15 protein-coding genes are annotated in these 22198 nt (G+C 55.5%); 2 read left to right on the top strand and 13 right to left on the bottom strand.

Going from position 1 to position 22198, the window contains the following annotated elements; genetic code table 11:
- Nucleotides 1–174 precede the first annotated feature (174 nt).
- Nucleotides 175–5553, bottom strand: coding sequence for a hypothetical protein (locus LBR61_03475; GenBank protein MDR1731134.1), 5379 nt, complete (start codon nucleotides 5551–5553; stop codon nucleotides 175–177).
- Between the two features lie 248 nt (nucleotides 5554–5801).
- Between LBR61_03475 and LBR61_03470 the strand changes: the two genes are divergently transcribed.
- Entirely contained in the window at nucleotides 5802–6419 is a 618-nt protein-coding gene (locus LBR61_03470) for a DUF2062 domain-containing protein (protein ID MDR1731133.1), read from the top strand.
- Between the two features lie 126 nt (nucleotides 6420–6545).
- Here the strand turns inward: LBR61_03470 and LBR61_03465 are convergent, their stop codons facing one another.
- From LBR61_03465 to LBR61_03410, 12 genes are all read right to left on the bottom strand, one after another.
- Nucleotides 6546–8042 carry a tripartite tricarboxylate transporter permease gene (locus LBR61_03465; GenBank protein ID MDR1731132.1) on the bottom strand — a complete coding sequence of 499 codons (1497 nt, stop codon included), beginning with the start codon at nucleotides 8040–8042 and terminating at the stop codon, nucleotides 6546–6548.
- Nucleotides 8043–8067: 25 nt separating this feature from the next.
- Nucleotides 8068–8523 (bottom strand): tripartite tricarboxylate transporter TctB family protein, encoded by a 456-nt coding sequence (locus tag LBR61_03460; GenBank protein ID MDR1731131.1) that lies wholly within the window; start codon nucleotides 8521–8523, stop codon nucleotides 8068–8070.
- Nucleotides 8524–8602: 79 nt separating this feature from the next.
- Complete coding sequence (locus tag LBR61_03455; GenBank protein ID MDR1731130.1) at nucleotides 8603–12895, bottom strand: acyl-CoA dehydratase activase; 4293 nt, start codon at nucleotides 12893–12895, stop codon at nucleotides 8603–8605.
- Between the two features lie 10 nt (nucleotides 12896–12905).
- Nucleotides 12906–14180 carry a TRAP transporter large permease gene (locus tag LBR61_03450; protein ID MDR1731129.1) on the bottom strand — a complete coding sequence of 425 codons (1275 nt, stop codon included), beginning with the start codon at nucleotides 14178–14180 and terminating at the stop codon, nucleotides 12906–12908.
- Nucleotides 14158–14655 carry a TRAP transporter small permease gene (locus tag LBR61_03445; protein ID MDR1731128.1) on the bottom strand — a complete coding sequence of 166 codons (498 nt, stop codon included), beginning with the start codon at nucleotides 14653–14655 and terminating at the stop codon, nucleotides 14158–14160. The genes LBR61_03450 and LBR61_03445 overlap by 23 nt, the downstream gene beginning before the upstream one ends.
- 141 nt (nucleotides 14656–14796) lie before the next feature.
- Nucleotides 14797–15282 (bottom strand): hypothetical protein, encoded by a 486-nt coding sequence (locus LBR61_03440; GenBank protein ID MDR1731127.1) that lies wholly within the window; start codon nucleotides 15280–15282, stop codon nucleotides 14797–14799.
- Nucleotides 15283–15390: 108 nt separating this feature from the next.
- Nucleotides 15391–16092 (bottom strand): response regulator transcription factor, encoded by a 702-nt coding sequence (locus tag LBR61_03435; protein MDR1731126.1) that lies wholly within the window; start codon nucleotides 16090–16092, stop codon nucleotides 15391–15393.
- Complete coding sequence (locus LBR61_03430) at nucleotides 16082–17158, bottom strand: DUF4118 domain-containing protein (GenBank protein ID MDR1731125.1); 1077 nt, start codon at nucleotides 17156–17158, stop codon at nucleotides 16082–16084. Before LBR61_03430 ends, LBR61_03435 begins: the two co-directional genes overlap by 11 nt.
- Before the next feature lie 120 nt (nucleotides 17159–17278).
- Entirely contained in the window at nucleotides 17279–17884 is a 606-nt protein-coding gene (locus LBR61_03425; protein MDR1731124.1) for a hypothetical protein, read from the bottom strand.
- A gap of 196 nt (nucleotides 17885–18080) precedes the next feature.
- Complete coding sequence (locus LBR61_03420) at nucleotides 18081–18842, bottom strand: hypothetical protein (protein ID MDR1731123.1); 762 nt, start codon at nucleotides 18840–18842, stop codon at nucleotides 18081–18083.
- Nucleotides 18843–18939: 97 nt separating this feature from the next.
- Nucleotides 18940–20505 (bottom strand): DUF1538 domain-containing protein, encoded by a 1566-nt coding sequence (locus tag LBR61_03415; protein ID MDR1731122.1) that lies wholly within the window; start codon nucleotides 20503–20505, stop codon nucleotides 18940–18942.
- Nucleotides 20506–20595: 90 nt separating this feature from the next.
- On the bottom strand, nucleotides 20596–21027 hold the full coding sequence (locus tag LBR61_03410) for a hypothetical protein (protein ID MDR1731121.1): 432 nt from the start codon (nucleotides 21025–21027) through the stop codon (nucleotides 20596–20598).
- 555 nt (nucleotides 21028–21582) lie between these two features.
- Here LBR61_03410 and LBR61_03405 point away from each other — a divergent pair.
- Nucleotides 21583–21816, top strand: coding sequence for a Veg family protein (locus tag LBR61_03405; protein ID MDR1731120.1), 234 nt, complete (start codon nucleotides 21583–21585; stop codon nucleotides 21814–21816).
- Nucleotides 21817–22198 lie beyond the last annotated feature (382 nt).

Below are 22198 nucleotides of genomic sequence, written 5' to 3'. Positions count from 1 at the left end.
TTATGGTGGTTCGCCCTGTACTGCGTGCCGTTAATGGTACGTTTGTTTGACGAAATAAAGAGGACTGGACTCTAGTTTATTTTAGCGTGGATGTTATGTCAAGAAAAAGGGTAAAGGGTAAAAGGGCGAAGCGGTCGGAGATGAAACTTCGCCCTGTTTGAAAGAACGATCCCTCTACCGAATGACCAGGTTTTTGCCGGCCCCGCCGATAAAATGAACGCCGGGGTCGTACATGCCCTCCGCGGCCAGGGGCGGGAAGGCGAAGGTTCCCCGGGTGACGGCCCGCAGGGTGAAGCGATACGTGGTTTCCCGCAGGAGGCTGGTGATGAAGAGGAGCAGACGATCGTCCCGAACGTCGTAATGGACGTCCCATTTGTCCTGCTCTTCGCCGTTGCCGCTGGTCAGACGGGGGTTGTCGATTTCCATTCCGGCGGGCAGCAGGCAGGAGACGACCACATTCCCGAGGGCCATGGAGGGATTCAGGGTGAGGGAAACCTGAACTTCAGTTCCCTGGGCGAGCGGCAGGGAGGGGTCGATGGGAGCGCCGCTGCGATTCGACCAGACACAGGCGGCGGAAATTCCGCGGCTTTCAGGTTTTGGGGTTGTCAGAGGAGTTCCCGTCAAAGACCAGGCGTAATAGCCTTCACCCTTTCCCGTGAAGCTGAGATGAAGCGGCGAATCGGGAAGGTTTTCCACGTTCAGGGAGACTTTTTCCCCGCTCCTGAACGAGGCCAGAATCTGCCCGGAGTCGTCCTTCAGAGCCCCTTCGAGGGATCCCTTCGCATAGCCCGCTTTGGTGAGAAAACGCCCCAGGGCCATGGCGACGGTGGCATTTTCCTGAGTGTTGTACCAGCGATTTTGCCGGCCCTGTTCCAGAAGCGTCTGAACGAGCCTGACGGCCTCAGGAGCGCGCGGCTCCAGCTCGGTCCAGAGGGAAAGAAGCTGCGCCGCGTTCCGCACCCCGGACTCCAGCGTGTAACGCAGAGCCTCCGGGGGCAGGGAGTCGGTTCCTCCCGGGGCGCCCAGTTCCCGCAGGGCGTCGGCCCGTCCTTCCATGAGCGCCCTCGCTCCGGCGAGCCAGATATGACCCGAGGGCCACATTCTGACGCGGTTCTCCGTCAGGTAGTGGATCCAGCCCAGGGGCTTCTCTCCGTTCAGCGCGAGAACGAAAACGGCGTAGGCCTTCGTCGTGAAATCGTCGTATTCCTGATAATTGTATCGGCCGGAGGGCAGAGAGGCCAGATACTGCTTCAGCCAGTTCAGTGCCGCCGTCAGCATTCCCTGGGGATAATCCAGCCCCGCTTTTCGGGCCTCCACAAGGAAATGCGCCGCGTAAACGCTGCCCCACTCCCAGGTTCGCGCCTCGCCCGGCCACATGGAGAAAGAGCCGTCGAAAAGCTGCATCGCCTGAATACGGGTGAGGGCGGCGTCGGTTTTGGCCTTCACGTCGGCGTTGTTGACGAGCTGAGGGTCGATCTCCGCCAGGGCGTCGGGCAGAATCAGAAAAGGCCAGGCGCTGGAAAGCGTTTGTTCGAGGCAGCCATAAGGGTAACGGGACAGGAACGAGACGGCCTTCGTCAGGTCCACCAGAGGGGTGTCGGCCAGAGTCAGTTTTCCCTGTATGTCACCGGTCAGGGCGTTCTTCGGAATGTCCAGCGTGCTGTCCCCGGCCGCGAAGAACCCCGACCCGGAGAGGGTCACAACCGGAAAGGGGGAGCGTATCGGAAGCTCGATGCTCTGGTCGAAAGATTGCACGGAAGATCCTTCCGTCCATTGAGTGGCGACGGTGCAGACGGCTGTTCCGGGGTCCCCGGCGGTCAGAGTCAGAGACCATTTCCTGGAACCTCCGGCGGGGACGACGCCCTTCATCAGAGTTTCCGCGGGAGTGAGCCCCGAGGTCGAAACCCGAAGTTCCACGTCTCTGGATTCCGTTCCCGTGTTGTAGACGGTCAGAGGGGCCGTAAAAACGTCGCCGGGGGAGGCGAATCGCGGCAGATCCGCCTCCGTCACGATTTCGCGGGAAATCTGCAGGTTTTGTTGAGCCTTTCCGAATCGGGAGCCGGACAGGGCCACGGCGAAGAGGCGCGCCCGTCCGCTGAACTCCGGAAGGTCGAGAGTTGCCCTGACCAGCCCATTTTCATCCGCGGAAAGGGCTCCCTCGAAGAAAGAGAGAATTTTGAATCTCTGGGCTTTTTTGCCGCCGGCGAAGGCGGCCATGCTTTCCGCCATGCCTCCAGCCGGGTGCAGCAGGTCCGTTTCCCGGGCTTCGACGGGCATCAGCAGGTCATAGATGTCGAAACCCTCCGAATTCAGCCTGCGAGCGCCGAGAAAATGCGCTTCCGGGTCGGGAGTTTTGAAATCCGTCAGGCCCAGCACCCCGTCATCCACCAGAGCCAGCGTCACCTCGCCCTTTGCGGGTTTTCCATCGGAATCCCTCAGAGCGACGGTCACGGAGAGGGGAGTTGAGGGGGTCGTTTTTTCCGGGGCGTCCAGAGCGACGTCCAGACGATGTCGGGTGGTATCCACCATCAGACGGGCGACTCCCGCCGCGCGGTGCACCATCCCGGCCTCCTCGCGCCCCAGAGGACGGATGAGCCAGGCGGCGCACCAGGCGTTGGGGATCATATTTTCCGTGATCGGGACTTCGACGATCGTCTCTCCCTTTTCGATTTTGATGATTTTGCGGTCGATGAGGCTTTCCGCTTCCACGTTGAAGAGCAGCATCCCCTCGAAGGGGGCGCGGACGACGACTTTGGCGGTCTCTCCTGTCCTGTATTTTTCCCTGTCCGGTTCGATTTCGACGCGGTCCACAAGCTGAGAGCCGCCCTTTTCGGCGTATTCGGGATCTTCCGCATAGAATCGGAAGGACGCCCGGACGTTGTTTCCGGCGTCGGCCACGCGGACCAGGTAAGTTCCCCACAGCATGGGACGGAAGGTCGCCTGACCCAGGCCGTCCTTCAGAGAGACGGTTTTTTCGTCAACTTTGCTGAGAACCTCGGAACTCTGCCAGCGGGTATATCCATCCACGCGAACCAGGTTGTAGTTCCAGGTCACGCGGCAGAGTTCGGCGGTGAGCTCTCCCGGGTCGGCGGGCTTTTCGTCCGGAGTGACCGCGGCTATGGAGAACGTCAGGTCGCTCCTGACGGCCGGCGCTTCACCGGGAGCCCTCAGTCCCAGCAGGAAGGGGGAGGGCCAGAAGGACAGAGATGCGGCTTTGCTCACCCAGCGGCCGCTTTCCTCCATCACCCGTCCCGTGACCGTCACGTTGATCAGGGCGGGGGCCTCCCATTCCCCGGGGGGAGAGAATGTAAAACGGGCGGCGCCTGTTTCATCGAGGGTTCCTTCTTCTATGGTGTTCTTTTCCCCCGCAAAATGCCGCTCGGGGTCGCCGAATCTGTAGGCCCGCCATTTGGGATTTTGGGGGACAAAGGGCAGTTCCCGGGCGGACCAGCTCGCCTCCCATTTCAGCCCGGCTCCATCCGCGCCGAAAAGGTATCGGGCTGAAAGGTCGAACGCCGTCTCATCGCCGGGGGCCAGTCTCTCCGCGTCGGAGTCCAGTTCCACCTCGATGCGGGGCGGGGCGAAATCTTCCACGCTGAACCCCATCTTGGTAAGAGGGCGTCCTTCGCTGCCGGGAATGGAAAGAACCACGGACCACCTGCCGGTCATGGCGTTTTCGGGGATATTCATATTGAAAATGGCGCTGCCCTCGGAAGAAAGAAGCTCCGTCCTCCGCGTTACCGTACGCCCCAGAGGATCGTTGACCGAGAAGAGAACGGGGAAGGGCTCCGGAGGCAGAAATTGCGGCGTTCGCAGAATCGCCTCGAAGGGCGCGGTTTCCCCGGGACGGTAGAGGTCCCGGCCGGAGAAAAGCAGGGCGTCGTATCCCTCCCGAAGCCATGGTCTCCCCGCGGTGTCGAAAATGTTCTGAGACAGCAGTCCTTTCGTCAGGCGCACGAAGGTAACGTCGTCATTTTTCGAGACGGTAACGAGAGAGGGCATCAGGCCGGGATCGTCGCTCCAGACGGAATCGCGTTTCAGAACCCAGAGGCCCTGAGCGTCGGTGGTTCCCTCTCCCAGAAGCTGATTGGCCGTGCTGTAAAGGCGAACGCTGGCGTCGGCCAGGGGTTGCAGTCCGGACAGGGTGTTGGCCCAGACGAGGAGGCCGTCTTCCCACAGACGGACCACCGCCCCCATATCGCTGAGGTTGATGATCTGGTTGCGTTCATACCAGTACTCGTCATCCGGGTTGTTGAGACTGAGCAGAAAAAGGCCCCTCTGTCCGCCGGCCATGTCGTCGAGAGAAAGCGCCCGGCGCACGGTTTCGTTCAGGGGCAGAGAAAGGTCGAACTCCCTGTTGAAGACCCGTTTCGCCAGATCCCGGGGAAAGGCGTAACTATCGTCGTATCCCGAAGAAAGGGCGCGCATGGCGTAGGGGATGTTGTTTTCATAGAGCCGCCAGAGGCTCACGTTGAGTTTCTTTACGTTGACCAGCTCCAGGGGGACCCGTCCTCCGTCCAGAGGGGAGAGGAACATGCCCGGGGCCGGCAGGTTGATGGAGGGTTCTCTGTCGGGGATGATCACGGCCCGGGAGAAATCTTCCTCCAGCACGATGCCGTTGCGCTCCGAGGGAAGCCCCTTTTTGAAGGTCAGAACAAAACGCTCCCTGGGCCTGAAGTCGCCCCGGATGAAAAAACAGCCTCCGTAGTAGTAATCCAGGCTGAAGGATGTTTCAGGCTCTATTTTGATGAAATCCTTCGCGGCGTCCAGGCTGACGTCGAAGTTGGAGTAAACGCGTATGCCATCTCTCTCCGCGCTCAGCTCATTCACCGTCAGGACGGGCTGGACATCGACGGGCCGAACGACGTCCTCCGTCAGCCCCAGAGTTCCCTTTTCACCGGTGAGTCCGGCGGCGAGGCGCAGGAAGATTCGGCGGGGGCCCGTCAGGTCCCCCACCCGCACGGTCACGGGCAGAACCGTTTCCGGCCGCCCCGCGTTGACTCCGAGAGACAGGGGGGATTGTCCGTTCTGGTCGGAAGTGACCTTTAAAAAGCCTCGCAGACGGGAGGGGTCCACAGGCATGTTGAACTCCAGTCGAAGGGTGATCATGTCCCTGTTGAGGGCTGACGTTCGCAGAGAGACCAGCGACAGGGGATCGGTCTGGAAGGTGTAGGATGTCCCTGCCGCCACGGTCTGCCCCTTCAGGTTTTTGATGTTTTCACGAATTGTGGCGGTGTAGAGGGTTCCCATGTCCAACGGGGCCAGAAGCGTGGCGGAAAAAACCCTGCTGTCCAGCCATCGGCCCTCCGCCTGGACGGCAGGCGAGACCGTGAAGGGAAAATCCGCAACAGTCAGGGATTTTCCGACGACATCCCTGGAAACGACGGGGTCGGAGAACATCACCCTGAAAGCGACGCTGTTTCTCACTTTTCCCGTTGGGGTGAAAGAGACGACGCCGTTTTTTGGAGTTGCGGCCATAGCGGGCCTTTCAGAGAAGAGAAAGGACAGGGCGGTCATCCACAGAAACAGGACTATCCATTTTTTTATCCGCATACCGGTATCCCTCCAATAATTTAAGGCAGGTAAAGTATCTGTCCATGAGAAATTTTCATTTCTTCCAAAATTATAAAGCATTATTTCTATATCTCTTCTTTTTTATGTGTTTTTGTATATGTGTTTTGAGTAATTTGTGCAGAGTTTCCCCATAAAACTCTTCTTTGAAGAACGGCGTCGGTGAAATAAAATGGTACAATAAAAAAGAAATGAGCCAGATGGGCGTATATTTTCGGAGGTTATTCGTCATGGACAGCCCTGCTTCAACGAACGGGTCCTCGGGAGTCCGTAAAAAGAGAACGTGGTTGGAGCTTCTGAAGCGGCTGATCAGGTTCCGTTTGATAGTACCCATCCAGCGTTCGCGGCACTCTCCGGAATATTCCGCCCGAGGCGCCATGATTGGTTTGGCTTTTGCTTTTACCCCGCTGATTGGCATACAGATGTATCTGTGTTTTCTGGCCTGGATTATCGCGCGGAAACTTTTCAGGTGGGATTTTTCTCTGGTTATCGCCTGCGCCTGGACCTGGGCGACCAACGTTGTGACTCTGATTCCCTGCTATTACGCGTTTTATGTGACGGGATACTATATGCTTGGGCTGCGCCGGTATGCGGACTATTCGCGTTTCGCCCTGCTGCTGCAGCCCATCCGGAACGCTGTCGCCGCCGACGTGGGAGTGTGGATCACCGTAAAACTCACGGCCTCGCTTCTGGTGAAGGATTTGGGGTTGGTGATGCTGACCGGCTGTGTTCCCTACATGATTTTTTTCGGCTGGCTGGGATATTTCTGCACGCTGCGATACGTTCGGGCACGGCAGAGCAAAAGACTGAAAAAATACCTGCATTTCCCCCGCCGTCATAAATCATAAATGATTCCGGAATCGGAATCAGAACCAACAAAATCAACAGGACAATCGAACGTCGGACGAGAGCAGCGGGGGAGCGAATCCGCGTCCGCTTCCCCGCTGCCCTCGTCATCTGGAAGTGTCGTGTTCTCAGTGACTTTGTCTTTTTCTGAAGAATCCGGCCAGCAGGGGAGAGAGCCACATCAGAACGACCAGCGCGCCCAGCCCCGCCGATATGGGGCGTTCAAAAAACATACGAAGGTCCCACTGAGATTTCATCATGGAGACCATGAAGGATTTTTCCAGAAGATCGCCCAGCACCAGCCCGAGGATGGCGGGAGCGGAAGGAATGTCGTTGCATTCCAGAACATAGGCGACGACCCCAAAGATAAGCATGACGGTTATGTCGAAATTGGAGTTGTTGATGGCGAACGCGCCGACGACGCAAAAAAGCAGAATGACGGGATAAAGCAGATTGCGCGGCACCTGAAGCACTTTTGTGGAGAGCCGGATCGCCAGCCAGCCGAAGGGGACGAGCAGCAGGTTGGCGAGAATGAACGTGGTGTACACCGCGAGGATGATCTCCGGGCTGCGCTCGAAGATGCCGGGGCCGGGCTGAAGGTTTTTCATGTAAAGAACTCCGATGATGATGGCCGTGATGGAGTCCCCCGGGATGCCGAACACCAGCGCCGGCACCCACGCGCCGGCCAGAGCGGAGTTGTTGGCGGTTCCGGCTTCGATAAGGCCTTCGATGTGCCCTTTGCCAAACCGTTCGGGGGTTTTGGAGAAACGCTTGGAAACGCCGTAGGCCACCCACGCCGCGATGTCCGCTCCCGCGCCGGGCAAAATTCCTATCGCCGTCCCGATAACGCCGGAACGAAGGATATGTTTCCAGTGGTCGCAGGTCGTTTTCCACATCCCCCTGAAAATTCCGCTGGCCTGCACGGTGAAGGGAGCGATCTTCGAATCCTGAATCAGCACGTTGCGAAAGATCTCCGCCATGCCGAACATGCCGATCATGACCGGAATAAAGGTGAAGCCCTCCAGTAAATCGGGATTTCCGAAGGCGAAACGGGGGAACCCGATCGTGATGTCCAGCCCAACGCAGTTGAGCATCAGCCCGATCACAAGAGACAGCAGCGCCTTGCTCGTGCTGCCGGAAGAGACCATGACCGAGCAGGACAGGCCGAAACAGGCCAGCCAGAAATATTCGTAGGTGGAGAATTTGAGCGCCACCTCCGCCAGAAGGGGCGCCAGCAGAATGAGAATAACAGCGCCGATGATTCCTCCGATGGACGACATGACCACGTCGATTCCAAGGACGAAGGAGGCCCGTCCCTGTCGGGTCAGGGCGTAGCTGTCCTCCACGTAGGCCGCGGAGGACGGCGTGCCGGGAATGTGGATCAGCGCGGCCGGAATATCGCCGGCGAATATGGCCATGGCTTCCATCGTGACCATGGCGGCCAGGGCCGGAACCGGATCCATGAAAAAGGTGACGGGGACCAGCAGGGCCGTGGCCATGGATGCCGTCAGCCCTGGCATCGCTCCCACAAAGAGGCCGTATATCGCGGAACCGGCTATGATCGCCACCACGTGGGGGTCCGTCAGCAGCCCCAGAGCGTGCGCCAGATTATTGAAGGTGAACATGATCTCCCTCCGTTCCGAAGGACCCTTAAAAGGCGAAAATGCCAGCCGGCAGTGGAACCATCAGCATTTTTACGAAGATAAGGTAAATGCAGAGCGTCGCTCCGGCCGCAACCGCAGCCGAAAGGAAAAAGTTCCCCTTCAGAACGAGCATCAAAACGAACATGACGCAGAACGACGTCGGGAGAAAACCCAGGCTGTCGGAGGCGTAAATGTAAAAAATTACGCCGGCGAGGGTCAAAAGAATGTTGCCGGCGCCACGGGCGGTGAGTTCCGGCAGAAGCGCCGCAAAAGGCGCCCGGGATTTTATTCCCCGGGGAATCTGAAGGGTTCCGATCACAATGAGCAAAATTCCGAGTATCGTCGGAAAAAGCGCCGGTCCCGGCATTCCATCGCCCATGGAGGGATAGGACCGGACATGGAGAATGACGGCAAGACCAAAAATAATAGCGGCAATTCCAATTACCGCATCGTTGAAGCGCATGGAAAAACCTCCCTGTGAAATAGAGCCGTCGGCTCTTTTCTGCGTAAATTTTTGTTATAAATCTGTCACCGGGTCAAAACTATTCCGTTCTGGCCGTCGCCATCAGAAGCTTGATCCTGTTGAGCTGATTGACGTTGCTGACGCTGGCGTCGAAGTCCAGAGCGAGGACGTTCGCGCCCTGATGCAGACGCCGGAGCTCCCTGAGAATGCCCCTGCCCGTGATGTGATTCGGGAGACACGCGAAGGGCTGAACACAGAGGATATTTTTGATTCCGCTCTCGATGAGCTGGATGATTTCGGCGACGAGAAGCCAGCCTTCCCCCGCCTGATTCGCCAGAGACACCAGTTTTGAGGCCTGGCGCGCCATATCCCGTATATCGTGGATTTCGCCGAATCGCGTTCCCCTGAGCGCTTCCCGCATGGGGTTCCGCATACGTTCGAGTATTTTGATTCCGGCTCGGGCGAAAAGACCGGAGAACGCGCTCCCCGAGAGTTTTTCGCTGCGGCTGATGGGATCGAAAAGGCAGTAGAGCAGAAATCCGGCCAGATCCGGAATAACGGCCTCTCCGCCTTCGGTCTCGATCAGATTCACAAGCCGTTCGTTGGCGCCGGAATGATACTTGACCAAAATTTCCCCCACAATGCCCACTCTGGGACGAGGGGCGGGATTGACGGGCAGCGCGGCGAAATCCCGAACCATCTGTTTCAGGTCCTCTTTGAACACGGACCATTTGCCCCGTCTCACATTTTCGTCACATCGCGCAATCCAGCGATCACAGAGTTTTTTCGCGCTTCCCCGCTCCGCCTCGTAAGGGCGCGTTCTGCAGGACAGCCGCATCAGCATGTCCCCGTAGAGCAGACCTGTCAGACTTCTCCATACGCTTTTGACGGAGGGCGTGAATTTCTCCGCGCCTTCGCTGCCCTGCGCGTGGGCGGCCAGGATTCGGACACGTCCGAAACCGGCGGCATCCAGCGCGCGCCGCAGCAGCGGGACGTAGTTGCTCGCCCTGCAGACTCCGCCCGTCTGCGCGTAGAAACAGTCGGTGGCGTCGGGATCGTACTCTCCACTGGACAGGGCTTTCAGAAACTGGCCCACGACCATCATGGACGGATAACAGACGTCGTTGTTGACGTATTTCAGGCCCAGTTCAACCTCCGGCCGCCCTCCTTCGGGAAGCACGCGGAAGTCCAGCCCGTCCTCCCGCATGGCGGTCTGCAGAAAATGAAAATGCCAGGGCGCAAGGGGAGGGCAGAGGATCGTGCGGTGTTTTTTCTTTTTCAAAAATTCAATCCCTTTGGCGAATACGTGACGCGCGGGGCCTGCAGCGGTTTTCTCCCGTTTTTTGACGGAATTTTCCTCTGCCTTCTGTTGTTTCACCGAAGCCAGCAGAGACCGTATTCTGATCCTCGCGGCGCCGGTGTTTTTCCCCTCGTCGATCCGGAGCAGAGTGTGGGGTTTTCCGTGGCTTTCCAGCAGCTCCGCCGTCTGGTCCGCGGTAATGGCGTCAAGTCCGCAGCCGAATGAGTTCAGCTGCACCATCTGAACATTGGCGAAATCCGGATGGCGCGCCACCACCGCGGCGGCTCTGTAAAGCCGGGAGTGGTAGGCCCACTGGTCCACCACGTACAGGGGGTCCACGCCTCCGATTTCCTCTGCCCTGTGACAGACCGAATCCTCCGTGAGGACGGCCGCGCCGCAGTTTACGATTAAATCGGGGATGCCGTGATGAACCTCGGGATCCAGGTGGTAAGGGTGTCCTCCCAGGACGACGCCTGTTTCTCCGGTCTTTTTGAGCCAGGCCACCGTCTCGTCTCCGAATTTTCGCACATCGGTCTTCCAGGCGTTCTGGGCGGCCGCTCCCTTTTCAAAGGCTCTTTCTATTTCCAGGCGGGATACGCCGAACCGGAAAAATTCCTCGTAAAGCCGCTTCGTCATGTGACTTTTCGGCGAAGTGTAATCGAAAGGAAGGGTCGGATGCATAAAATCCGTCCCCGGCGGAACGTCGATATTGAGCGCCGCCACGTCGGGATAGCCGATCACCACCGGACAGTTGAAATGCTGCCGCGAATCCTTGAATTCCCGGCACTCTTTCAGGAGAATTGGATAAAAGATCTGTCTTATCCCTCGATTCAGAAGATCCGTCACATGCCGGTGAACGAGTTTCGCGGGATAACAGAGGGTTTGGGACGGAATGGTATCCAGCCCGGCGTTTTCGTCCGGACGGGCGGCCGAAAGCTCCACCCGAAATTTCAGCTCGGTGAGAAACGCGAACCAAAAGGGATAATCCTCGTACATGTTGAGGGCTCTCGGTATCCCAAGGACGCCTCTGGCGGCCTCGGTTTCGGGAAGCGGTTCGTAAAAATCGAAGAGCCTTTTATATTTTCTCTCGAAAAGGTTGGGCGGAAGGAGTTTTTTCTCTCCTTTTTTGCCATTCTTCGCGCCGTTTTCCAGGGCGGACCATTTTTCGCAGCGGCTGCCCGATACGCAGCTTCTCCCGTTTCCAAACTCCGTGCGGGTCAGCAGGCAGCGGTTGCCGCAGCCGGAACAGCGCATTGTGGACGTCTGTCCGGTCAGAGCCTCTACCGCCCTTTTATCCAGCAGGCCACCCGGTTCTTCGGACTGAATATTTCCGGCGATGAGGGCCATTCCAAAGGCTCCCATGAGTTCGGAAATCTGCGGACGGACCACCTCTCTGCCGCACACGAGTTCAAAGGCCCGAAGCAGCGCGTCGTTTTTAAAGGCGCCGCCCTGCACGATGATTTTTTCACCCATTTCGTCCGCGTTTTTGAGTTTCAGCACTTTATACAGGGCGTTGCGAACCACGGAGTACACCAGGCCCGCCGCGATGTCCCGAACCTTCGCGCCCTCCTTCTGCGCCTGACGAACTCGCGAGTTCATGAATACCGTGCAGCGCGATCCCAGATCCACCGGCATGAAGGAGTTCTCCGCCTCGCGGGCGAAATCCTCCACCGACATGCCCTGGGATTCCGCAAAGCTCTGGAGGAACGACCCGCAGCCGGAAGAACAGGCCTCGTTCAGGAAAACGCGGGTGATAACGCCGTTTCGCAGGCCGAAGCACTTCATGTCCTGTCCGCCGATGTCGATGACGAAATCGACGCCCGGCAGGATGAACGACGCTCCTCTCGCGTGGGCCACGGTTTCCACCTCGCCCGCGTCGACGCCAAATGCCGTTCGGACGAATTTTTCTCCGTAGCCGGTGACGCCGCTTCGCCTTATTCGGACGTCGGCGGGAAGAAGGGCATAAAGCTCCGTCAGAATCTCCTTCACCGTACCGAAAGGATCCTTTCCGCCATTGGTTCGATAACGGGAAAACAGGAGCTCTCCTTTTTCGCCGATCAGAACGGCCTTCGTCGTGGTCGAGCCGCAGTCCAGACCCAGGTACGCGTCGCCGCTGTAGAGAGAAAGATCTGCCCGCTTCACGTCGCAGGCGGAATGCCTTTTTCTGAACGCGTTTTTCGATTCTTCGTCAATGAAAAGCGCGCTCAGCACACTGACCGGGCCCTGGGATGGAGTGGAGAAGAAACGCAGAGCGTTTTCCTGCAGACGAACGAGGTCCACCGGACCGTTTTTCTTTCCGAGAATGGCCGCTCCAATGGCGACGAAAAGGTGAGAATTTTCGGGAAAGATACATTGATCTTCTCTCAGGTTGAGGGTTTCAATAAATCTGGCGCGAAGCTCGGACAGGAAGTAGAGCGGTCCGCCCAAAAACGCCACGTTGCCCGCAATTTTCCGTCCGCAGGCGAGCCCGCTGATGGTCTGGTTGACGATGGCCTGAAAAATCGACGCGGCGATGTCCGCCCGGGCCGCTCCTTCGTTCAGAAGCGCCTGAACGTCCGTTTTGGCGAAAACACCGCAGCGCGAAGCCAGCGGATATATCATTTCATGCCGTTTGGCCAGATCGTTCAGGCCGGCGGCATCCGTTCCCAGCAGGGTGGCCATCTGATCGATAAAGGCCCCCGTTCCTCCGGCGCAGGTTTCGTTCATTCTCTGGTCGGCGCCGGCGGGGTCGAAAAACGTCAGCTTCGCGTCCTCTCCGCCCAGTTCGATCGCCGCGTCCACTCCGCTCAGATAGCGTCCGATGCTGGCGGAACAGGCCACCAGCTCCTGAGCGAAGGGAACGTTCATTCCTTCCGCCAGAGCCAGCGCCCCCGAACCCGTGACGGCGATGGTGGCGCCGAAATTATTGAAGTTATCCTGAATTTCCGACATCAGTGTGCTCGTAATCGCGCGAATATCGGCAAAATGCCGGCAGTACCTGCTGTATATTATTTTGTCGTCATCGTCCAGGACCACCGATTTGGCCGTCGTCGATCCGATATCGAGTCCCACGTGCAATATGGAGGAAAACATTTTCGCCGCCTCAGCGCATCAGCAGCGTCGGAAGCCAGGTGGAAAGCGCGGGAATGTAGGAGACCATCATCAAAACAACGAGGCAGATGATCAGATACGGCATATTGGCGGCCACGATTTTGCTGATGGACACCTTTCCGATGCTGGCGGCCACGAAAAGGCATACCCCCACCGGCGGCGTGATCAGCCCGATCACCAGGTTCAGCACGCAGATCATCGCAGACTGGATGGGATCCACGCCCACCTGGGTCAGCACGGCCAGAAGCGTCGGGAAGATCGTCATCAGCGCCGCGATGGTCTCCATGAACATCCCCACGAAAAGCAGAAAAATGTTGATGATCAGGATAATCAGATACTTGTTTCGGGTGAAGGCCAGCATCGTTCTGGCGATGAGCTGGGGGATCTGCTCGCTGGCCAAAATCCATCCGAACACGTTGGCGAAGGCCACCAGCGTGATGATCGACGCAGACATAACCGCGGACTCCTTCAAAACTTTCGGAATATCCCGAATGTGCAGGTCCCGGTACACGATCAGACCCACGAAGAGGGCGTAGACGCAGGCCACCACGGACGCCTCGGTGGGGCTGAACCATCCGCTCAGAATCCCGACGAAGATGATGGCCACCATCAGCAGGGCCCAGATTCCGCCGTAAAATTCCTGCCAGAAAACCCTCCAGGTGGGCTTTGGACCCTTGGGATACCCCCGTTTGACGGCCAGCCAGTAGGTCACCAGCAGCATGATTCCTCCGATTAAAAGCCCCGGAATGGCCCCGGCCAGAAAGAGTTTTCCCACGGAAAGCCCCGTCAGCGTCCCCGCGATGATCATGGGCATCGAGGGCGGAATGATGGGACCCAGACAGGCGGTGGAAGCCGTTATGGCGCAGGAAAAACTTCGATCGTATCCCTGTTTGTGCATGGCGTTGATCATGATGACCCCAAGGCTCGACACATCCGCCACGGCCGTCCCGGACACTCCCGCGAACACCATGGAATCCACCACGTTGGCTAGGGCCAGTCCGCCGCGAATGTGCCCCACCAGAACGTTGGCGAAGCGCACGATACGGTCGGAGATGCCGCCCTGATTCATCAGGTTTCCCGCCAGGATGAAGCCCGGCACGCACAGCAGCGTGAAGGAGTTGATTCCCGCGAACATGCGCTGAGGAATCACCGAGAGAGGAATACCCGCTCCCACCAGATAGAGAAGGGAGGACAGCCCCAGAGAAAAGGCCACGGGAATGCCCATGAACAGAAAGACGATGAAACTAAGAAAGAGCAGTGTCACCATGACTGGCGCCTCCTGTCATAAGAAATTTGAAATCTTCGAACACGAGCATAACCGTATAGAGCAGAATGCTTCCGGAGTGCAGGACCATACTGGCGAAAATCCACTGCATGGGGATTTCCAGGGATGCCGAGGTTTGAATTCTGCCCACAAGAGCGTTTTTCCAGCCATACCACACCGTGGCGGCCATCAAAGCGATGGTCAGAAGGTCGATGAAGAGCTGGATCAGGAGTCGCAGACGGCCTCTGATGAGGTTGATGAACACGTCCACGTTGACGTAGGCCCGTTCTTTCGCGGCCAGCCCCGCGGCGAAGGCCACCATGTAGAGCATCAGAAAACGGGAGGCCTCCTCCGTCCAGTGGGGGGATTTGGGCAGAAACATTCTTGCGTAAACCTGCAGCAGCACCACGGCGATGAGCCCGGCGAAGAACAGGGAGGACATCCATTCCAAAAAGCGATCCAGTGCTTTTTTAAGCATGATTCACCTCATATGAATGCCGGATCGAATCCGATCGGTCTGAAATAAACGAGGAATGATAAATGTCGATGACGCCACACCTGACCGGTCCTTCTCAGGGAAGTCGGTCAGCGGGTCAAAATACGATGAACGGGCAAAAATCTATTTACGCACTGCGATTTGTGTAGGAAGCAGCAATACGGCGGGAGGGTCGATTGTGAATTTTGAAAAAGCGGTGACCGTCGTTCGGGACATAGCGAGAAGCGCCTGTTTCAGAACGATGAAAGTTATGCTTTTTGCCCGCAGGAATCGCTCAATTGTAAATGCCTTCGAAAGAGACAGAATACGCTCGTCCGACGCGGGGATATGCCGCCGGTCGAAAGCGACTTTTTTGTGAGTTTGAGAAGAGCCCTGGGAGGTTTCGTCCGCCAGAAAATTGCGCTGCTGACGGGCTGGAGTTCCTGCGACGATGTGCAGAGATTCTTTCTGCGGCACAACGAACGAACGGCAAAAATTCTCCGCGTAAAACGTTTGCGTGTTCCCGGTTCTTTTGGAGACGTCGTTTACCAGCGCGAACGCCGTATATGCGGACGCTGTCATGTACAGAGCAATAATGAAAACCAGAAAAAGCTTAAATTTTCTGTTCACATAAGGACCTTCTTTTCAGATGACTGCGCAAAGAATATTGTATCCCAAATCGATTTGAAATCAAAGGACCCAATTGAGACTCATACCGACAGAGGGTATTTGCCCTCCTCAGTCGTCTTCCCGCAGTCGATAGCCGACTCCGGCCTCCGTGAAAATGTACTCCGGTTCGGCCGGATTTTTCTCGATTTTGCGTCTGATGTTCGCCATATTTACCCTGAGAATCTGGTTGTTGCCAGTTAAACCGGGACCCCAGATTTCCTTCAGCAGATAATCGTATGTAATGACCTTGCCGGCATACCGGCCCAGCAGAGAGATGATTTTATATTCGTTCTGCGTCAGGCGGACGTTGACTCCCGCGATGAACACCTGATGTTTGTTGTAATCGATCACAAGATCGGCGACCTGATATTTTCCCGTCCGGGCCACATCCGGCCGGAGTCCCCGGGTATGTCGAAGCGCTGTGCGAATTCGGGCCAGCAGCTCCGACGGTCCGAAAGGTTTCGTGATATAGTCGTCGGCTCCCGTGTCAAGGGCCGTTACCTTGTCCCGTTCGTGCATTCTGGCGGAAACGACCACGACAGGAATTTGAGACCACTCCCGGATTGTTTTGATGATGGAAAGGCCATCGATGTCCGGAAGTCCCAAATCAAGCAAAATCAAATCAGGAGACTGAGACGTGATCATTGTGTAGGCTTCCGCTCCGGTATGCGCGATGAGCACGTCGTAGTTGTTGGATGTCAGGATGGTCGCCATAAAATGGCTGATGCTGTTTTCGTCCTCCACGATCAGAATGCGATCTTTAAGAACCATGCGGCATCTTCTCCTCCAGGGGCAGAGAAAAACGGAAAAGCACTCCGCCGGATGTTATATTTTCCGCTGAAATATCTCCGCCGTGCGCCCTGACGATCGAGGCGCAGACGGAAAGGCCGATTCCCATATTGCGCCTGTTGCCGGTTTCTGTCGTTTTATCGACTCTGGCAAAGTACCCGTCGAAAAGGTGGGGCAACAGCCCTTTATCAATTTCCTCCCCGTCGTTTTCCACGGAAAAAATGATCCTGCGCCCTTCCACAGCGGCGGACAGATTGATATGAGTCAGGTTTTTCCCGTGAATGACGGCGTTTTCCAGGAGGTTCGTCAAAACCTGCTCAATGAGAATGATGTCCAGGGGGAGGAAAATCGGAGCGTCCGGAATAGAAACCTGCAGGGGAGTGTCAGGATGTTTTTTTCTGAATTTATGAGTTGCCGATCCGATCAGCTCTTCCAGAATTTCCGGCTGTTTGTGAATCGTGGCGTCTCCTCCCATGCGCGTAATAGCCAGAAGATTTTCCACCATGCGAATGAGCCACAGGGCATCGTCCCGCACTTCCCGAAGCAGCGCCTGCTTTTGAGCGCCGGAGAGACGGGTTTCGTCTTCAAGAATCACGGAAGTGGAGCCGACGATGGAGGTCAGCGGAGTTCTCAGATCGTGGGAAATTGCTCGCAGCAAATTGGCGCGCAGTTTTTCCTTTTCCGTTTCAACCCGCAGTTTTTCCTGCTGTTTGATCTGGGTGGTGAGGGTGCTGGTGATGATCGACACTGCCAGCATGGTGAGAAAGATCAGCGGATAGCCGCCGAGGGTGAAGTTGAAGGCGAAATAGGGGTAGGTGAACACGTAATTGACGAGAAATACAGCGGTGATTGAAGTAAAAATGCCATAAAAATACCCCTCCGTCAGCCTGGAAATCACCAGAACGGTCAACACGAAAATCAGCGGCACATGAATATCCGAACTGCTGAAAAGACCCAGAACGCTGCAGAACGAAGAGGAAATCGCAATTGCGGCGACGGTCGTCAGCAGATCTTTGAGGGACAAACAGGGGAGAAGATTCTTTTTCATCAGAAAAAATTTCATAAAACTTAATATATCATAAACCATAAAAATGAACAGAGAAATGCAGGTTCCCTGTTCATTGTTCATTTCGCTGCCGGCTATGACGCGGTGACGGGGTCTGAAAGACTATGACGTGCTGCCTTCGATGGAGACGGCGGGTTTCAGCAGGTCGCATATCGTGTTGCCGTCGCTGACGCTGATATTGTAAAACACCAGGCCCGTGTAAACCTTGTTGTTGTCTCTGGTGTCGAATTCGCCGCGAATAGCCAGCGCGGGGAGTTTTTTCGCCGAAGCTTTGAAGGTGGAGGAGCCGAATCGGAGGTGGCAGGTGTCGCTGCCGGCTTTTTCGGCGCGTATGGCGTCAATGTCTATGATGGGCATGCTGCACGCCCGCTCTCCTTCCGACGAGGAGACGACGACTTTTCTGTCCGTAACCATATAATGCAGTTTTTTGATGTTGCCTTTGTCTCCCACGGGACTCCAGGCTATCAGAAGAGGAACGGCCGCGCAAACCACCATGACGACGGCTTTCAGCTCCAGACCTCGCGAAATGCACAGCGCGAAATAGCCTCCAACCAGAATGATGCCCCATACCAGAGCCCACATCAGAGAAAGCATTGTAAATGATTTGTGCGCTTCGTCAAAAAGCCCGTAAGGCTGCGACGAACCGCTCCATCGGACAATTTCTCCCCCTTCGAGTATCTTCTGCAGTTTTTCGCTGTCGTCCGCCATTTCATTCTCCTCCGGTCGATTTAAAATCGCAGTCGGCCCGCTTTGGGCAGATCAACTGACGGCCGGATTATAGGATGGAATGGTGTTAAGAATCTCTATAAATCCTTAATAAGGTCGTAAAAAAAACGTTAAGATCGATTAAGAATTGTTTACGGAACCAACGGTTTCACTCTGAGAGAAAACGTGGCGTCAAATTTCAGATTTTTCTGCGGTCTTCTCCCGGGGAGAAGGGAATCTGCAGACCTCTGACGTCACTGACCGGCAGGGAGAAGGCGAAGGCCTCGGCGGGGGTTCCCATGCCCGTTTTTTCGGCAATGGCGCGCATAATGTCGTTTTTGTGACGATTTTCGGCGAGAATCATGACGATTTCTTTTTCAGGCTGGATCGTCACGCCGAAAAATTTTTCCGCGCCGGAGGGCGCGAACACTCTGGCGTTGATAATGGTGCCGCCCGCCGCCTGCGCGGTGCGCGCCGCGTCCATCACGTCCTGGCTGTACCCGCGGTTGCTCACCGCCAGGATCAGGGTATGCTGAAATTGATGCGTCACGTTATTTCCTCCATCATGATGTTTTTCATTATGTTTTTCATTATGTTTTTCAATTTCGATATTATTATAATTGCCTTTTTCGAGAAACATTTCTCCGCCGTCAGGGTCGTCCAGCGGCAGAAGAAAGGCGATGCCGTGTCCCGGCTGCTTCAAATCGAGAGCTTCATCGACCTGTGAAAGGACGTTTGCCGCCTCGTCTGCGGGCATGGCGCTGAAAAGAAGCGTCTTTTCGGTTTGTCCCAGCCCCAGATAGTTCAAAATTTTGGAGCTTGCAGTTCCTCTGCCCAGCGTCAGCAGATTGAAAAACGCGTTTCGATCTTTGAAGAAGTCCGTTATTTTTTTGCTTTTTTCCCGGTCGCATATGACTATCAGCAGGTTGGGGAAGGTTTTTGAACTGCCTTCGTTCTGCATGGTTTCTTTTCCTTTCTCCGGCTATCGGTTTCTTTTTTAAGAAAAATCCCGCGGGTTGTGCATGACAACAGCAGGTGCAAATAATCGCCGCAGGGCTTCAGGAGGCGGAGTCCTCTGAGTCAGGAAAACCGACGTCTGAATTTTTACATGAATCTCCGCCCGGGCTTTCGTTCGTCGCTGTGTTTTTCCGGATCTTCGCGGCCGCGCGTTCCGCTCTTTCGAGCCGCAGGCGGTAAAGAACGCCGATCAGCTGCAGAGTGACGGGCGGCATCATGGCGATCATCCCCACCACGCCGAAGGCCGCGAGGGCCACATTTTCTCCGGTTCCCCGGCAAACTCCGATGGTGAAGGGCAAAACGAAGGCTGCGCTCATGGCTCCCGCGGCGACGCCTCCTGAGTCGAACCCGATGCCCACGAAAAATCCCGGGGCGAAAAACGTCAGAGTCAGCGCCAGCAGATAGCCCGGCAGCAGTATCCACCAGATCGAGAGTCCGGTCAGTATGCGAATCATCGCCATGGACATCGCCAGCCCGACGCCCAGTGCCATTCCAACAAGCAGGGTGCGTCTGGAAATGGCGCCGTTCGTTATTTCTTCGACCTGTTTCGTCAGAACGTGGACGGCAGGTTCCGCGACGACGACGCAGGCGCCGATTGCCAGGCAAAGGGGAATCAGAATCCATCGATGCTCCATCGCTCCCATCGTTTCGCCGAGGTACTTTCCTGCCGGAAGAAATCCGCCGTTTACTCCAGCCAGAAAAAGCGTGAGCCCGAAAAGCAGATACAGAAGTCCGACTCCGATTTTGACCAGTTCTGTCCGGGACAGTTTGAGATGGGTAATTTGAAAGATCATAAAAATACCTGCGATTGGAACAATGACCATTCCCACGTTTCGCAGAGAATGAACCAGCTCCAGGGCGAAAACTGTCGCCAGTGCCCCGGCGCCTCCAACCGCGGCGGGGACGTCGACTTCGTATCGAGTGCTCTGAGGGTCGAAAAAAAGCCCTGCGATCAAAACTGCGAGAATGGGCCCTATGGAACATATGGCGCATATGCCGAAATTGTCGTCCGCAGATTCCCTGCCACCGCTGACCGCCGCCAGACCGGCTCCCATAGCCAGAAGAAACGGAACGGTGACAGGTCCCGTCGTCACCGCCGAGGCATCGAAGGCGGCGGCGAGATAGTCGGCGGAAAACAGGGCGATCAGGAAGGTGAAAGCGTACATGACAATCAGCGCGTAAGAAAGCCGGAAACGAAAAAGCACGCGCAGCACCGCCAGTACGAGAAAAGCCGCGACCCCCGCCGCTATGCTGACCAGCAGCGTAAAATCCGGAATTGAGGGGACCTGATGCGTCATGATCTGCAGGTCCGGCTCGGCGATGGTTACGACAAATCCAAAGATGAAGCAGCCTCCTGTCAAAAGAGCCAGATTTCGCGACTGCAAAAGAGCGGAGCCGATATGCTGCCCCATCGGCATCATTGCGAGGTCGGTTCCGAGAGAAAAAAGCGTCAGGCCTACGATGAGAAACGCCATTCCCCAAAGCATCGACGTCAGGATCTCCTTCGACATGGGGGCCAGTGTCAGATGCACAAAAAGGATGATGGCGACGACCGGCAGGACTGCCTGCAGAGATTCTTTCAGTTTGCCCACAAGAATTTTTTCCATCTCTCGACTCCCTTTCAATTCGATATTCTATTATGTCTTTATCTTAATTATTTTCTGTTTTATCCCTCGTTCTGTCCCCGCTGCGCGCGTTCAGGCGGAAGGCAGAGGGGGATTCGTCGTGTTTTCCGGCTCGTCGGGTATTGTTTTCAGACGGCGCATGGCTTCTTCGCGGCGAGCCAGATATCTCTGATAGACCAGCAGCTGAATGAGAATCACGAGACCGATGACGTCCGTCGGAATTCTGCTGTCGATCAGGCTCAGGCCTCCCCCGAAGGAGAGAAATCGCAGCGGAAGGTTTACCTTTGTGAAGAGCTGACCCTCAAGCGCCACAGTCAGCATGAATACGCCCAACACTATTCCCAGCACAAGCCGAACTCCTTTCAAAATGGACAGATCGCTCAAAAACAAATCCGAAGTCCCTGCGAACACGCAGAAAACGATGGCAATGGCGACGGTCAGTTTCACCGCGAAGAAAGGACCGGAGAGCTGCCTCGACAATGATTCCCCAATTTTTCTGAACACGACGACACCTCACAGTATCCCTGAATATCAGTATTTTGGATCGATACCTGTTCTTCTCCGGAGGGGGAAGAATGCTGTTCTCCGATGTTCCGCCTGCTATACATAAAATTTATGAACGGACAGAGATTGTTTTCATCGTTGAGATATACGGTTTTCAAAAATTTTTCCATTCCGGATCACGTAATGAACTCCTTTTTCCAATTTCGCAATTGCATTATTATAGCTTCAAGCCTTTGGGTTTGCAAAAAGTTTTTCGAGTTATGCCGAATTATGTTTTTCGAGATATAATCGTCGCCGAATAATAGAATTAAATATTCTAAATATTAAGTCTTAAATAATTTTTGCATTTTTTGCTTCTTCAAGATGTCGTGTTTTCTTCCCCTGTCCGAGTTTTGGGGTTTGTGCCGTGCGAGTTGCGTAAATAAGAAGTCCTTATGCTTTTTATGAATTAAAAGCGGCTTATGCAAAAGGATTGTCGTATGCAGCAGGGAATTTGTCAATTGAACGTGTTCGTGATATTATACATCCTGATTAAAAACGAGGGAGTGATGTTTTATGGCGAGAACCCTCATGTCTATTAAAGATGAGATCATTTCTTACAAGGGTCAGCGAGTCCGGTGTCGTACGTCGAAGGGCCGTAACCGGATGGAAGAAACTCAGGGTATTTTACTGGATGCGTACCCGAAACTTTTTACCATGTATGTGGAATCGAGAGCCAGTACCGTTTCTTTCAGTTATGCGGAAATTCTGACGAGAGAAGTCGAACTTGAAATAGTTCCTTCAATTTAATCGGTGTCCGAAGAATTTATCCGTATGCTTTGTTTATGATTGAACGTTGTATCATCAGTTTTTTCTGTTAAAATTAATTTTAGTCCAGTTGAAATATGGGAAAATCAGGACCGTTGGTTTAGTCGGCGGTCCTGATTTTCTGCCTGCGGGGGGGGCTTTGTCGTAACGCTTCACGACAAATGGGACTTCGAGCCTCTGTTTCTCCGGTCGGTTTGGTGTATCCTAAAGTCCCGGAAAAATATATCTATGAGGGGGTATCGAGACCCATAGCGTGGTATAGTTTTCTTTGTTTTTCGGTGATTTCACCAAAGTAAGCCGACTTCCCGGGCTGTTGGTATTGTTCGATAACGTCCAATTCGTCGAAAAACTCCTGCATCGTGTA

The sequence above is a fragment of the Synergistaceae bacterium genome, assembly GCA_031272035.1.
GTDB lineage: Bacteria > Synergistota > Synergistia > Synergistales > Aminobacteriaceae > JAISSA01.
This window is presented reverse-complemented; position numbering and strand designations above follow the sequence as displayed.

What these genes read in the sequence shown, in the direction of transcription:
- LBR61_03450 (MDR1731129.1), bottom strand. Translation starts at nt 14,180, where the DNA reads ATGGTGACACTGCTCTTTCTTAGTTTCATCGTCTTTCTGTTCATGGGC.
- LBR61_03425 (MDR1731124.1), bottom strand. Translation starts at nt 17,884, where the DNA reads ATGGCGGACGACAGCGAAAAACTGCAGAAGATACTCGAAGGGGGAGAA.
- LBR61_03415 (MDR1731122.1), bottom strand. Translation starts at nt 20,505, where the DNA reads ATGGAAAAAATTCTTGTGGGCAAACTGAAAGAATCTCTGCAGGCAGTC.
- LBR61_03470 (MDR1731133.1), top strand. Translation starts at nt 5,802, where the DNA reads ATGGACAGCCCTGCTTCAACGAACGGGTCCTCGGGAGTCCGTAAAAAG.
- LBR61_03460 (MDR1731131.1), bottom strand. Translation starts at nt 8,523, where the DNA reads ATGCGCTTCAACGATGCGGTAATTGGAATTGCCGCTATTATTTTTGGT.
- LBR61_03420 (MDR1731123.1), bottom strand. Translation starts at nt 18,842, where the DNA reads ATGCAGAACGAAGGCAGTTCAAAAACCTTCCCCAACCTGCTGATAGTC.
- LBR61_03405 (MDR1731120.1), top strand. Translation starts at nt 21,583, where the DNA reads ATGGCGAGAACCCTCATGTCTATTAAAGATGAGATCATTTCTTACAAG.
- LBR61_03455 (MDR1731130.1), bottom strand. Translation starts at nt 12,895, where the DNA reads ATGTTTTCCTCCATATTGCACGTGGGACTCGATATCGGATCGACGACG.
- LBR61_03475 (MDR1731134.1), bottom strand. Translation starts at nt 5,553, where the DNA reads ATGCGGATAAAAAAATGGATAGTCCTGTTTCTGTGGATGACCGCCCTG.
- LBR61_03465 (MDR1731132.1), bottom strand. Translation starts at nt 8,042, where the DNA reads ATGTTCACCTTCAATAATCTGGCGCACGCTCTGGGGCTGCTGACGGAC.
- LBR61_03445 (MDR1731128.1), bottom strand. Translation starts at nt 14,655, where the DNA reads ATGCTTAAAAAAGCACTGGATCGCTTTTTGGAATGGATGTCCTCCCTG.
- LBR61_03435 (MDR1731126.1), bottom strand. Translation starts at nt 16,092, where the DNA reads ATGGTTCTTAAAGATCGCATTCTGATCGTGGAGGACGAAAACAGCATC.
- LBR61_03430 (MDR1731125.1), bottom strand. Translation starts at nt 17,158, where the DNA reads ATGAAAAAGAATCTTCTCCCCTGTTTGTCCCTCAAAGATCTGCTGACG.